At 69.3% G+C, this 13,532-nt stretch carries 9 protein-coding genes; 7 read left to right on the top strand and 2 right to left on the bottom strand.

Features of this window, described 5'->3' with window-relative positions:
* Nucleotides 1–13: 13 nt before the first annotated feature.
* The 6 genes from CDO46_RS09260 to CDO46_RS09235 all read left to right on the top strand — a co-directional run bounded on the left by CDO46_RS09260 (nucleotide 14) and on the right by CDO46_RS09235 (nucleotide 7,605).
* The gene (locus CDO46_RS09260) at nucleotides 14–1,729 is read left to right on the top strand and encodes a thiamine pyrophosphate-requiring protein (protein WP_087838264.1); all 1,716 of its coding nucleotides are present in this window, start codon (nucleotides 14–16) and stop codon (nucleotides 1,727–1,729) included.
* 70 nt (nucleotides 1,730–1,799) lie between these two features.
* Entirely contained in the window at nucleotides 1,800–2,771 is a 972-nt protein-coding gene (locus tag CDO46_RS09255; RefSeq protein ID WP_132979126.1) for a tripartite tricarboxylate transporter substrate binding protein, read from the top strand.
* 17 nt (nucleotides 2,772–2,788) lie between these two features.
* Nucleotides 2,789–3,919, top strand: a complete 1,131-nt coding sequence (locus CDO46_RS09250; protein WP_087838262.1) for a mandelate racemase/muconate lactonizing enzyme family protein — start codon at nucleotides 2,789–2,791, stop codon at nucleotides 3,917–3,919.
* Between the two features lie 54 nt (nucleotides 3,920–3,973).
* Nucleotides 3,974–4,948: a tripartite tricarboxylate transporter substrate binding protein gene (locus CDO46_RS09245; RefSeq protein WP_087838261.1), complete on the top strand. Its 975-nt coding sequence runs from the start codon at nucleotides 3,974–3,976 to the stop codon at nucleotides 4,946–4,948.
* 9 nt (nucleotides 4,949–4,957) lie between these two features.
* Complete coding sequence (locus tag CDO46_RS09240; protein WP_087838260.1) at nucleotides 4,958–6,151, top strand: alpha-hydroxy acid oxidase; 1,194 nt, start codon at nucleotides 4,958–4,960, stop codon at nucleotides 6,149–6,151.
* Nucleotides 6,148–7,605, top strand: a complete 1,458-nt coding sequence (locus CDO46_RS09235; protein WP_087838259.1) for an aldehyde dehydrogenase family protein — start codon at nucleotides 6,148–6,150, stop codon at nucleotides 7,603–7,605. Before CDO46_RS09240 ends, CDO46_RS09235 begins: the two co-directional genes overlap by 4 nt.
* 4 nt (nucleotides 7,606–7,609) lie before the next feature.
* On the opposite strand, the gene fdhF is transcribed toward CDO46_RS09235, so the two are convergent.
* Together fdhF and CDO46_RS09225 are read right to left on the bottom strand one after the other, a co-directional pair.
* Entirely contained in the window at nucleotides 7,610–10,420 is a 2,811-nt protein-coding gene (gene fdhF, locus CDO46_RS09230; RefSeq protein ID WP_087838258.1) for a formate dehydrogenase subunit alpha, read from the bottom strand.
* A gap of 1 nt (nucleotide 10,421) precedes the next feature.
* The gene (locus CDO46_RS09225; protein ID WP_087838257.1) at nucleotides 10,422–12,158 is read right to left on the bottom strand and encodes an NADH-ubiquinone oxidoreductase-F iron-sulfur binding region domain-containing protein; all 1,737 of its coding nucleotides are present in this window, start codon (nucleotides 12,156–12,158) and stop codon (nucleotides 10,422–10,424) included.
* A 126-nt stretch (nucleotides 12,159–12,284) separates the two neighbouring features.
* Between CDO46_RS09225 and CDO46_RS09220 the strand changes: the two genes are divergently transcribed.
* Nucleotides 12,285–13,385 (top strand): substrate-binding domain-containing protein, encoded by a 1,101-nt coding sequence (locus CDO46_RS09220; protein ID WP_087838256.1) that lies wholly within the window; start codon nucleotides 12,285–12,287, stop codon nucleotides 13,383–13,385.
* The last annotated feature ends 147 nt before the right edge of the window (nucleotides 13,386–13,532 follow it).

The following is a 13,532-nucleotide window of genomic DNA, read 5'->3' as shown; positions in this document are numbered from 1 at the left end:
CACAGGAGACCCCATGTACAGCAGCGCCCACTATTTGCTCCAGGGACTCACCGATCTCGGCATCGAGTACGTGTTTTCCAACCTGGGCACCGACCACGCTTCCGTCATCGAGGAACTCGCGCGCTGGCGCGAGCAGGGACGCAAGCACCCCCGCTTCATGCTCTGTCCGCACGAGAATGTCGCGATCCACATGGCCGCCGGCTACGCGGCCATGACCGGGAAGGGGCAGGCGGTGATGGTCCACGTGGACGCCGGCACGGCGAACGCGGCCATGGGCATGCACAACATGTTCCGCTCGCGCCTGCCCGTCATGCTGATGGCGGGGCGGGCGCCGGGCACCGTGCGCGGCGAGCTGCCCGGCTCGCGCGACAACTACGTGCATTTCGTGCAGGACCCTTTCGACATGGCGAGCCTGGTGCGTCCCTACGTCAAATGGGAATACTCGCTCTCGACCGGCATCAATGCGCGTGAAGTGGTGCGGCGCGGCCACTCGGTCATGCAGAGCGATCCACCGGGTCCGGTCTACCTGACCCTGCCGCGCGAGGCCCTGACCCAGGAATGGGCCGAAGACCAGGTGAAGGCCTTTGGCCAGGACCGCTACGGTCCCGTCGCCGCCGGCGGCATCGACGAGGCGCGGGCCGCGCAGATCGCCGAGGCCCTGATGCGGGCCGAGCGCCCCATGGCCGTTACCGCCTATCTCGGCCGCAAGGCCGAGGCCGTCCAGGCGCTGGAGGAACTGGCGCTGCTGTGCGGCATCCGCGTCTTCGAGTTCGCGCCCAGCTACCTGGGCATCTCGCGCGATTCGCCCTGCTTCGGCGGCTTCGACCCCGGCGCGGCGCAGGCCGACGCCGACCTGGGCCTGCTGCTGGACGTGGACGTGCCCTGGCTGCCCAAGTACGTGGCCGAGCGGCCCGACATGCGCTGGCTGCATGTCGATGTCGATCCGATCAAGAAGGACTTCCCCATGTGGGGATTCGCGACCGACATGCGCGTGCAGGCCGATTGCGCCACGGTGCTGCGCCAGGTCATCGACATCGTCCGGGCCCGTGCCGGCAAGGACTTCCACGAGCGGGTGCGCGTGCGCCTGGACGGCTATCGGGCGCAGGCCAAGGCCCGCGCCGACGCGCTGTCTCAGACCGCGGGCAAGCGCGGCGCCCGCGGCGCGATCTCGCCGGCCTTCCTGTGCGCGCAGTTGAGCGCGGCCCTGTCCCAGGACGACGTGGTCATCAACGAGGCCATCCGCAACGCGCCCGCGGTGCTGGGCCACATTCGCCGGACCCGGCCGCTGACGCTGCTGGGCACGGCCGGAGGCGGCCTGGGCTACAGCGGCGGCATGGCGCTGGGCGTCAAGCTGGCGCGGCCGGATGCGCGCGTGGTGCAAGTGGTCGGCGACGGCGGCTTCCATTTCGGCACGCCCACCTCGGTCTATGACGTGGCGCAGCGCTACCGGCTGCCCATCCTGACCGTCGTGCTAGACAACGGCGGATGGCAGGCGGTGAAAGAGGCCGTGCTGCGCGTGCACCCGGATGGCTCGGCGGCCGACACGGACGAGTTCCACGCGCGGCTGCATGGCGAGACGCGCCGCTTCGAACTGGTCGCCCAGGCTTTCGGCGGCCATGGCGAGACGGTGGAGGACCCCGACGACGTGCCGGACGCGATCGCCCGCTGCCTGCGCGCCGTCGACGAAGGACGGGCCACGGTGCTGCACGTGCGCATCGGCGGAATCTAGGGGCGCGGGCGGCCGGCGCCGCCCGTGGCCGGAATCAAGGGAACGCACGAGTCCCGTGGAAGGAGACACCATGCAAGTACGTCGCATCCTGAACCTGGCCGCGCTGGCGCTGGCCATCTCGCCGCTCGGCCTGCCGGCCGCGCATGCGCAGCCGAACTATCCGGCGCGCCCGATCACCATCATCGTCGGCTACGCGGCGGGCGGGGGCAACGACGTCCTGGCCCGTATCGTGGCCGAGGAAATGACCAAGGGACTCAAGCAGCCCGTGATCGTCGAGAACCGCCCCGGCGTGGCCTCCATCGTGGGCGCGGCCTACGTGGCCAAGGCCAGGCCGGACGGCTACACGCTGTTCTGGGGAGCCAGCGGTCCCATCTCGTTCAATCCCGCCCTGTACGCCAAGCTGCCCTACAAGGTCGAGGACTTCACCCCCGTGTCGCTGACGGCGAAGTTCCCGCTGGTGCTGGTCTCGGATGCCTCGCTGCCGATCAAGTCCGTGAGCGACCTCGTGGCCTATTCGAAGCAGCACCCGGACAAGGCGAACTACGGCTCCAGCGCCGCCTCGTTCCAGCTCGTGACCGAGCTGTTCAACGGCAAGACCGGCGCGCGCTTCGCGCACATTCCCTACAAAGGCAGCAACGAATCGATTCAGGCCGTCATGGCGGGCAACGTCACCATGGCCATCACCGATCCGGCGCCGGCCATGACCGGCCTGCAGGGCAAGCGCGTGCGGGCCCTGGCCGTGACCTCTCCGCAACGGGCAGGCTTCCTGCCCGAGGTCCCGACCATGCGGGAGGCGGGGGTGGACCTGGATGTCGAGTTGTGGGCGGGCCTGCTGGCGCCGGCCGGCACGCCGGCGGACGTGGTCCAGGTATTGCAGCGGGAGATCGCGCGCGTGGTCGCCCTGCCCGAGGTAAGCAAGAAGATGGCCTCCCTCGGCTGCTTGGCCCACGCCAGCACCTCCGACGAGTTCCGTCGCCTGATCGAGAAGGAAGTGCCGCTCTGGACCAAGGTGGCGCGCGAGAACGACATCAAGGTCGAGTAGGGCGCACGGGAGCGGACATGAAGATCACGCGAGTCGCGGCGGTGCCGATCAAATGGCCCGTGCAGGTCGGCATAGGCGGGACCACGCCCGTCGAGCAGGAAATCCGGGCGTGCCTGGTGCGCGTGGAAACCTCCACCGGGTTGTGCGGCCATGGACTGACATCGATCACCAATGAACGGGTCGTGGCCGCGGCCGTGAACGACGTGGCCGCGCCGGCGCTGGTCGGCGAGGACCCCATGAACCACGAGGCGTTGTGGGACCGTCTCTACTGGCTGCTGTCGCCCCGGGGACAGACCGGCCACGCCGCGCATGCCATGGCGGCGCTCGACATCGCCCTGTGGGACATCAAGGGCAAGGCGCTGGCACAGCCAGTGTGGCGGTTGCTGGGGGGCGCCCGTTCCCGCGTGCCCGTCTACGCGACCTTCGGCTTCGATTTCCTGGACCGCGATGCGCTCGGCCAGGCGGCCGCGACGCTCAGGGCCCAGGGCTACCAGCATCTGAAAATGGTCGTCGGCCATCAGGCGCTTCAAAGGCGCGACCGTGGCGGCCCTTCGCTGGACGAGGTCATCGCCGAGGACGAGCGCCGGGTGCGAACCGTGCGCGAGGCCGCGGGCAGCGACGCGCAGGTCTACATCGATGCCAATTGCAGCCTCGACGCCTTCCATGCGCAGCGCCTGGCAATGAATCTGTCCGATTGCCGCATTGCCTTCTTCGAGGAACCGGTCACGCAGAACGACATTCCCGCCATGGCGGACCTGCGCCGCCGTTGCGGCGTTGCCGTGGCGGCCGGGCAGAACGAAGGGCTGGCCTTCCGCTTTCGCGACATGCTGGTCCACGGCGCGGTGGACTTCATCCAGCCCAATGTGGTGATCGGCGGCGGATACACGCAATGCGTCCGTATCGCGGGCCTTGCCAGCGCGTTCAATGTCTCTGTCACCAATGGCGGCGCCTTTCCGCTGCACAACATGCATCTGCATGCGGGGCTGGCCAACGGCGGCAAGGTCGAGTGGCACCTGCCCACGGTGGCGTTGATGCGTCGCCTTTTCGTCGGCTTTCCCGAGCCTGCTGCCGGATGGCTCGACTTGCCGGATACGCCCGGGCTGGGCTTCGAGCCGAGCGCCGAGATGCTCGATCTGTTTCGCGCGTGAACGACGGCGTCCCGGCGGCGCGGCATCGTTCATCATTTCGACCAGGGAGACGACATGGTGTGGAGAAGAGCGGGGGGAAGCATCGTCCTGGGACTGGCGGCCGCAACGGCCGCGCCGGCGGCAGGGGCCTGGACGACGCAGCCGGTGCGGCTGGTCGTGCCGGCCTCGCCGGGCGGGTCGATGGACCAGATGGTGCGGCCGCTGGCGGCCGTGATGAGCCGCCTGTCGGGACAGACCTTCATCGTCGACAACCGCAGCGGCGGTGCCGGCGTGCTGGCGCGGGAATTCGTGGCCCACGCGCCCGCGGACGGCACCGCCTTCCTGCTCGGGAGCGTCCATGAACTGACCCGGATGGCGCTGACGCCCTCGCTGTCCTATCCGCTGACGGGACCGGACTTCCTGCCCATCGGGCGGTTCGCCACCATGCCCAACCTGGTGGTGGTCAAGGCCGGGACCGGCGTGGACATCCTGGACGCGCTCGTGGCCAAGGCGCGGGGCACCGACAAAGGAATCAGCTATGGCGTGGGCAGCGTCGGCAACCTCCAGCACCTGGCCGGCATCACGTTCGCGCAGAGCGCCGGCATCCACATGGTTGCCATACCCTACAAGGGAAGCGCGCCGGCGCTCAAGGACCTGGTGGGCGGACAGATAGACGTGCTGTTCGACACCATGCCGGCCGCCTCCACGTTCGTGCGCGAGGGCCGGTTGAAGGCCCTCGCGGTCACATCAGCTCGCCGCTCCCCGCTGTTTCCCGACGTTCCCTCCGTCAAGGAACTGAGGCTGGACCGGATGGTGCTCGGGACCTGGTACGGCGTATTCGCGCCGTCCGCGACGCCGCCGCGCATCGCCGATGCGATGTCCGACCTGCTCAACCGGGCGCTGGCCGACCCGGACATCCAGCGCATGTGGGAAGGTTGGGGAAGCGAGAAGCCCGCGCCGCAGTCGCGCTCCGAGTTCGCCCGCTTCGTGAGCGGCGAGGCCGGACGCTGGACGGAAGCGGTGCGGCAGGCCGGCATCAAGGTGGAGTAGGGCGGCCCGATGCTTGCGCTTGCCGACTTCGAACGCGAGGCCAGGAAAAGGCTGCCACGCAGCATCTACGGCTTCGCCGCACACGGCGCCGAGGACGAGCGTTCGCTGCGCGCCAATGCCGAGGCCTTGTCCCGGCTGGAACTGGTGCCCCGCGTCTTGGTCGATGTCGGAACCCGGTCCACGCGCTGCCAGCTGTGGGGCCGCGAGTACAGTGCGCCCTTCGGCATCGCGCCCATGGGCGGCGCGGCCCTGTTCGCGTTCCAGGCGGACCTGGCCCTGGCCGAGGCGGCCGCCGCGCAACAGGTCCCGTTCGTGCTGAGCGCGGCCTCGTCCGTGCCGCTGGAAACCATCGCAGCGCGGTCGCCCGGGGCGTGGTACCAGGCTTATCTGCCAGCGGACCCGGGGCGGATAGACAGTCTGCTCCAGCGCGTGGAACGTGCCGGTATCGAAGTGCTGGTCGTGACCGCAGACGTGCCCGTCGCGGCGAACCGCGAGAACGACCTGCGGCGAGGATTCGGCATCCCGGTCACGCCTGGCCCGCGGTTGCTGGGCGACGTGCTGGCGCATCCCCGCTGGATGGCGAGCGTGGTGCTGCGTACGCTCCTGAACGGCGGCATCCCGCGCTTCGAGAACTTCGGCGCTGACCGTGGAGGACCGATCGTGGCACCGCCCAGCCCAGGGTTCCGCGTCGGCCGCGACCGCCTGACCTGGGACCACTTGCGTTACATCCGGCGCCGGTGGCGGGGCAGGCTGCTGGTCAAGGGCATTCTTCAAGAGGACGACGCCCGCATCGCGCTGGACGCCGGCGTGGACGGCATGATCCTGTCCAACCACGGCGGCAGGCAACTGGACGGCGCGGTGTCCCCCTTGCGCATGCTGCCCCGGATCGCCGCGCTGCGCGGCGGCGCCAAGCTGATCGTGGACGGCGGTTTCCGGCGCGGCACCGACATCATCAAGGCGCTGGCCCTGGGCGCGGACTTCGTGCTGATCGGCCGGCCATTCCTGTACGCGGCATCCGTGGGCGCCACCGCAGCGGTGCGGCGGGCGATCGGCCTGCTGCATGCCGAACTGGACCGCGACCTGGCGCTGATCGGCCGCGCCGACATCCGCGATCTCGACGCCTCGTGTCTCGCGCACGGATCGCGGCCGATTTCCTCTTTCGAGCCGCCGACCGCGGCCGTGTCCCCTATGGAGCAATCATGACGACCCGACACCATTCCGGCCTGATCATCGCCGGCGCCCTGCAGGAGTCCGGCGCGGCGCCGATCCTGGACAACATCAACCCGGCCAACGGCGAGACCGTCGGCACCGTCGCCACGGCCGACGCCGCGGCCGCGCGCGCCGCCATCGGCGCGGCCCGCCAGGCCTTCGAGGAATCGGCCTGGGCCAACTCCCCCCGCCTGCGGCAGGACGTGCTGCTGCAATGGGCGCGCAACCTCGCTCCGCGCGCCCAGGAACTGGCGATGCTGCTGACGATGGAGAACGGCAAGGTCATCGCCCAATCCACCGGCGAAATGCATGGCGCCATTTCCGAGATCAACTACTACGCCGGCCTGGCTCGCTATATCGCCGGCAACGCGCAGGAAGTCAGCCCCGGCGTGTTCTCGACCATGCTGCGCGAACCCGCCGGCGTGGCCGGCATCATCGTGCCCTGGAACGCCCCGGCGCTGCTGCTGGTGCGCAGCCTGGCCCCCGCGCTGGCGGCGGGATGCACGACGGTGATCAAGCCCGCCTGGCAGACCGCGCTCGTCACTTGCGAGATGCTCAAGGAACTGATCAGGATCCCGGGCCTGCCGCCGGGCGTCGTCAACATGGTGGTCGAGGACGGCACCGAACTCTCGCAACTGATCTGCCAGTCCGACGACGTCGACGTCATCAGCTTCACCGGCTCGAACGAAACCGGCCAGCGCATCTACGCCTCGGCCGCGCCCACGATGAAGAAGCTGTCGCTGGAGCTGGGCGACAAGGCCAGCTGCATTGTCTTCGACGACGCCCCCATCCCCGACGTCATGCGCAAGATCGCCGACGCCGCCACCATCATCTCCGGCCAGCAATGCACCGCCGCGCGCCGCGTGCTGGTCCATGCCAACGCCTACGACGCCGCCCGCACCCACCTGCGCGACGCCCTGGCCGCCCTGAAAACCGGCCCCGGTTGGCTGCCCGGCCACCACCTCGGCCCCCTGATCGACCGCGCCTCGCGCGACCGCGTCCTGTCCCAGGTCCACCGCGCCATGAGCGAAGCCGACGAAGTGCTGCTGGAAGGCTCCACGCTGGACAGCCAGCATCCCCACGGCGCCTTCCTGACCCCGTCGCTGGTGGCCCACGGCGACACCAGCGCCTTCTTCGTCCAACAGGAAATCTTCGGCCCCTTCGTCGTCCTGGAAAAATTCCACGACGAGGCCGAAGCCATCGCCCGCGCCAACCACACCGTCTACGGCCTGTCCTCCAGCGTCTGGACCCGCGACGGCGCCCGCGCCCAACGCGTCGCCCGCAAGCTGCGCCGGGGCACGGTCTGGATCAACGATCACAACAAGCTGATGGCCGAAGCGGAAACCGGCGGCTATCGCCACAGCGGGCTGGGGCGCCTGCATGGACATGAGGCGTTGAACGACTTCACGGAGTCGAAGATCATCTACCAGGACAGCAACCCGCTGTGACGGCTCAAGCGCCCAACCCCAGTATCTGCCCACCCCCATAACTGCTCTGCACCGGCTCCGTCCCTCCCGCCCGGATCCGTACCGCGCAATACTTGAACTCCGGAATCTTCCCGAACGGATCCAGCGCGGCGTTCGTCAGCTTGTTGATCGCCGCCTCGTAATAACAGAACGGCACGAACACCGCTCCCCGCGGCGTGCCTTCCTCCGCCCGCGCATACAGCGACACCTCTCCGCGCCGCGACTCCAGCGTGATCACGTCTCCCGGCCGCACCCCGATCTCTTCCAGATCCAGCGGATGCACCAACGCCACCGGATCCGGCTCGATCGCATCCAGCACCGATGCCCGCCGCGTCATGCTGCCCGTGTGCCAGTGCTCCAGCTGCCGCCCCGTGATCAATACCCGCGGATACTCTCCGTCCGGCCGCTCGTTCGCCGGAATGATGTCGGCAGGCACGAAACGCGCGCGGCCCGTCTCGGTCGGGAACGTGGTCGTGAACACGACAGGGTCTCCGGCATCGCCCTCCGCCAGGCAGGGATACGTCACCGCATGCTCCGCCTGCAGGCGCTCCCAGGTGATGCCGCCTATGCTCGGCATCGAATGGCGCATCTCGTCGAACACCTCGGACACGTCGCGGTAGTGCCAGTCCAGCCCCATGCGCGCCGCGATCTGCTGGATGATCCACAGGTCCTGGCGCGCGTCGCCCGGCGGATCCAGGGCCTGCCGGCCCATCTGCACCAGCCGGTCGGTATTGGTGAACGTGCCGGTCTTTTCCGGAAAAGCCGAGGCGGGCAGGATGACGTCGGCCAGGTAGGCCGTCTCGGTCAGGAAGATATCCTGCACGACAAGATGGTCCAGTGCCGCCAGCGCCTCGCGCGCGTGGTTGGCGTCGGGGTCCGACATCGCCGGGTTTTCTCCCATGATGTACATGCCCCGCACCGTGCCGGCCCTGATCGCGTGCATCACCTCCACCACCGTCAGCCCCGGCTGCGGATCCAGCGGCATGCCCCACAACTGTTCGAACTTCTGGCGCGCGGCGGCGTTGTCCACGCGCTGGTAGTCCGGATACATCATCGGAATCAGTCCCGCGTCCGACGCGCCCTGCACGTTGTTCTGGCCGCGCAGCGGATGCAGGCCGGTGCCGGGGCGGCCGATCTGCCCGGTCATCAGCGCCAGCGCGATCAGGCAGCGCGCGTTGTCCGTGCCGTGCACGTGCTGCGATACGCCCATGCCCCACAGGATCATCGAGCCCTTGGAGGTGGCGTACAGCCGCGCGACCTCGCGCAGCGTGTCCGCGTCGATGCCGCAGATGGGCGCCATGCTCTCGGGGCTGTAGCCTTCCACGTTCCTGCGCAGTTCGTCGTAGCCGATGGTGCGGCCGGCGATGAAGTCTTCGTCGACCAGGCCTTCATGGACGATCACGTGCATCATCGCGTTCAGCATCGCCACGTCGGTGTCCGGCTTGAACTGCAGGAAGCGGTGCGCCAGCCGGGCCAGGTCCGAGCGGCGCGGGTCGGCCACGATGAGCTTGGTGCCGTTCTTCACCGCGTTCTTGATCCAGCTCGCCGCCACCGGATGGTTGACCGTGGGGTTGGCGCCGATCACGATCACCACCTCGGCCTTGCCCACGTCCATCACCGGATTGGACACCGCGCCCGAGCCTATGCCTTCCAGCAGTGCCGCCACCGACGAGGCATGGCACAACCGCGTGCAGTGATCGACGTTGTTGCTGCCGAAGCCCGTGCGCACCAGCTTCTGGAACAGATAGGCTTCCTCGTTGCTGCCCTTGGCCGAGCCGAAGCCGGCCAGCGCGCGCTTGCCGTGCGTGTCGCGGATCGTGCGCAGCCGCTCGCCCACCAGGTCCAGCGCCTCGTCCCACGTCGCTTCGCGGAACACCTCCATGACGCGGTCCGGATCCATCACGGCGTCGCCGCGCTTGGGCGCGTCCGCGCGGCGGATCAGCGGGCGGGTCAGGCGGTGGGGGTGGTGGGCGTAGTCGAAGCCGTAGCGGCCTTTCACGCACAGGCGCTCGTGGTTGGCCGGACCGTCGCGGCCCTCGACGTACAGGATGCGGTTGTCCTTGACGTGGTAGGTCAGCTGGCAGCCCACGCCGCAATAGGGGCAGACCGATTCGACCGCCTTGTCCGGCACTTGCAGCGCCACCTCGCGCGCGGGCATCAGCGCGCCGGTGGGACAGGCCTGCACGCATTCGCCGCAGGCCACGCATGTGGAAGCGCCCATGGCGTCGTCCATGTCGAACACGATCCTGGCATGGTCGCCGCGATGGGCCAGCCCGATCACGTCGTTGACCTGCTCGTCGCGGCAGGCCCGCAGGCAGCGCGTGCACTGGATGCAGGCGTCCAGGTTGACGGCGATGGCCGGGTGCGAGGTGTCGGCGGCCACCGGCGCGCGCGGCGCGAAGCGCGGCTTGCCCACGCCCAGCTTGCGCGCCCAGAGATCGACTTCGTTGTTCCGCGTGTACGAGGTCTCGGGCATGTCGGCCTGCAACAGCTCGAGCACCATCTTCTGCGCGCGCACGGCGCGTTCGCTGTCGGTCGTGACCTCCATGCCCTCGCGCGGCGTGCGGCAGCACGACGGCGCCAGCACGCGCTCGCCGGCGATCTCGACCACGCACGAGCGGCAGTTGCCGGCCGGCTCCAGTCCGTCGGCATGGCACAGGCGGGGAATCTCGATGCCCAGGCGGTCGGCCACCTGGATCAGGGTTTCGTTGTCGGCGGCGCTGACTTCCTGCCCGTTCAGGCGGAAGTTCACGGTGACGGCAGAGAGGCCGAGCTCGCGGCGATTGATGGCATTCATGTCAGTTACCCGTGGCACGGCCGGACGACCCGGAGCCGAGTTCTCCAGGAAAATACTTGATGACGCAATCGACCGGATTGGGGGCGGCCTGGCCCAGTCCGCATATCGAGGCATCGCGCATGACGGCGGACAACTCCTCCAGCAGCGGGATGTCCCACTCGGGCTGGCGGATCAGCTCCAGCGCCTTGGCCGTGCCCACGCGGCAGGGCGTGCACTGGCCACAGGATTCGTCCTTGAAGAACGCCATCATGTTGCGCGCCGCGCCCACGGCGGTGTCTCGATGGGACAGGACCATGACCGCCGCCGAGCCGATGAAGCAGCCGTAGGGTTGCAGCGTGTCGAAATCCAGCGGGATGTCGTTCATCGATGCCGGCAGGATGCCGCCCGACGCGCCGCCCGGCAGGTAGGCGTAGAACTCGTGGCCGTCCTGCATGCCGCCGCAGTATTCGTCGATCAGTTCCTGGATGGTGATGCCGGCCGGTGCCAGATGGACGCCGGGTTGGCGCACGCGTCCCGATACCGAGAACGAGCGCAGGCCCTTGCGCCCGCGCCGGCCCTGCGAGGCGAACCAGGCGCCGCCGCGTTCCAGGATGTCCCGGACCCAGTGCAGCGTCTCGAAGTTGTGCTCGAGCGTGGGACGGCCGAACAGTCCGACCTGCGCGACATAGGGCGGGCGCAGCCTGGGCATGCCGCGCTTGCCTTCGATCGATTCGATCATGGCCGATTCCTCGCCGCAGATGTAGGCACCGGCGCCTCGCCGCAATTCGATGCGGGGCAGGCCGGAAACGGGCGGATCGGCGCGCAGGCGGTCCAGCTCCGCCTGCAGGATGGCGCGGCAGCCGTGGTATTCGTCGCGCAGGTAGATGTAGACGGCCTGCGCCTCGACGGCCCAGGCCGCGATCAACAGGCCCTCCAGGTGGCGATGCGGATCGCGCTCGAGATAGTAGCGATCCTTGAAGGTACCGGGCTCGCCTTCGTCCACGTTGACCGCCATCAGGCGCGGCGCGGGTTCCGCGCGCACCGCGCGCCATTTGCGGCCGGCCGGGAAGCCCGCGCCGCCCAGGCCGCGCAGGCCCGAATCTTCCATGGCCTTGAGCACGGACTCCACGTCGCGCTGTCCGGACGCGCATTCGCGCAGCACGCGGTAGCCGCCCTGTGCGACGTAGCCGGCGTAGTCGATGTAGGCGCCCGGCACGTCGCGGGTGTCGCCGCTCGCGACGGCTGCCTGCACCGTATCCGCCGTTGCACAGGAAATGGGGCGCTGGCCCACCATCGCCACGGGTGCTTGTTCGCAGCGCCCCAGACAGGGGGCGGGCACGACCCGCACGCCGGCGCCCAGCACTTGCCGCAGACGCTCGATCAGCGGTCCGGCGCCCGACAGTTCGCAGGACAGGCTGCCGCACACCCGCACGGCCAGCGGCGCGGTGCCGGATTCGGCCTGGCCGTCGTCGCGCACCACGTCGAAGTGGTGGTAGAAGGAGGCCACTTCATAGACCTCGGCCTGCGCCATGCGCAGTTCCTGCGCCAGCGCCGCCAGGTGGCGGGTGCCGAGCTGGCCGTAGCGGTCGTTGATGCGATGCAGGTGTTCGATCAGCAGGTCGCGCCGGCGCGGCGCGTCCCCCAACAGCGCACGCACCTCGGCCAGCGCGGCGGGATCGACGCGCCGGCCCTTGGGTTGCTGGCGCCTGCGTTCGCGCGTGGGCGCCGCCGCGACGATGGGAATGACTTTCTGGTCCATGGGGTTCCGTGCCGTGCGTCGCGAAGGAGGAAACGGCTAATATATGAAATTCAGAACATATGTCTTGCTACGCGACCCACTCTAACAAAGAAATTTCCGTCGAAAAATATGTTCAGGATTGCATAAATGTTCAAGATCGCGATCCAGCCCGGCTGGCACGTCCAGGGGACGGGGGCCGAGGCCTCTTCCGCGGTGGATACGTCCCTGCTGCTGCGCCTGCTGGCCAGCATCCGCGAGTCGGGCTCGATCGCGGCGGCGGGCCGCCTGGAAGGGTTGTCCTATCGCCACGTATGGGGGCTCCTGCGCAGCGCCGAGCAATTGTTCGGCACGCCGCTGCTGGAGAAGCGGCCGGGCAAGGGTACGCGGCTCAGCCACCTGGGCACGGTCCTGTTGCTGGCCGAGGACCGCATCCGCGCCCGGCTGTCGCCCACGCTGGACAGCCTGGCCTCGGAACTCGAGGCGGAGATCCGCAAGGCGGTGGCGCCCGAACGCTCACCCCTGCGGCTGTACGCCAGCCACGGTTTCGCCGTGGCGGCCCTGGTGGACTGGATCAACACCGCGCAGATGCCGGTGGAACTGCGCTACCGCAACAGCACCGAGGCCGTGGCCGCGCTGGCGCGCGGCGAATGCGACCTGGCCGGTTTCCACGTGCCCATCGGCCCCTTCGAGCGGGACGCCGTGCGCCAGTACCTGCAATGGCTGGATCCGCGCAAGCACGTGCTGGTCCAGCTTGCGCTGCGCGTGCAAGGGCTGTGCGTGGCGCCGGGCAATCCCAAGCGCATCCGGACGCTGGCCGACCTCGCGCGGCCGGGCGTGCGCTTCGTCAACCGGCAGGCCGGCTCGGGCACGCGCATGCTGCTGGAGCTGATGCTGGCGCGCGACCAGGTGCCGCAGCAGGCCATCAACGGCTTCGACAGCACCGAGTTCACCCATGCGGCGGTGGCCGCCTACATCGCCAGCGGCATGGCCGACGTCGGCTTCGGCATCGAGACCGCGGCCCGGCGCTTCGGACTGGACTTCGTGCCGCTGGTGACCGAGCGCTACTTCTTCGCGGTGGAGCAGTCGGCCCTGGAGGCGCGGCGGCTGGACGACGTGCTGGCCATCTTGAAGGCGCCCGGCTTCATACGGCGCCTGGAGGCGCTGCCGGGCTATGAACCGGTGGCGACCGGCGAAGTGCTGACGCTGGCGCGCGCCTTCGGCGGCCGGCCGGGCGCTCAGTCTTCCTGAGCCTTCGCCGCGGTCTTGCGCGCGCGGGGGCGCGCGGGCGTCTTGCGGGCGGTCTTGCGCGCCGCTTTCTTGGCGGGGGCGCCGGCCGTGGCGGCAGCGTCGGCGCTGGCGGTTTCAACGGCGGGCGGCTGGCCGGCTCGGGCGGCG

Origin of the sequence: Pigmentiphaga sp. NML030171 (assembly GCF_002188635.1) — a bacterium.
Taxonomy (GTDB): domain Bacteria; phylum Pseudomonadota; class Gammaproteobacteria; order Burkholderiales; family Burkholderiaceae_B; genus Pigmentiphaga; species Pigmentiphaga daeguensis.
The sequence above is the reverse complement of the archived record's forward strand: the minus strand, read 5'-3'. Positions and strand labels throughout refer to the sequence as shown.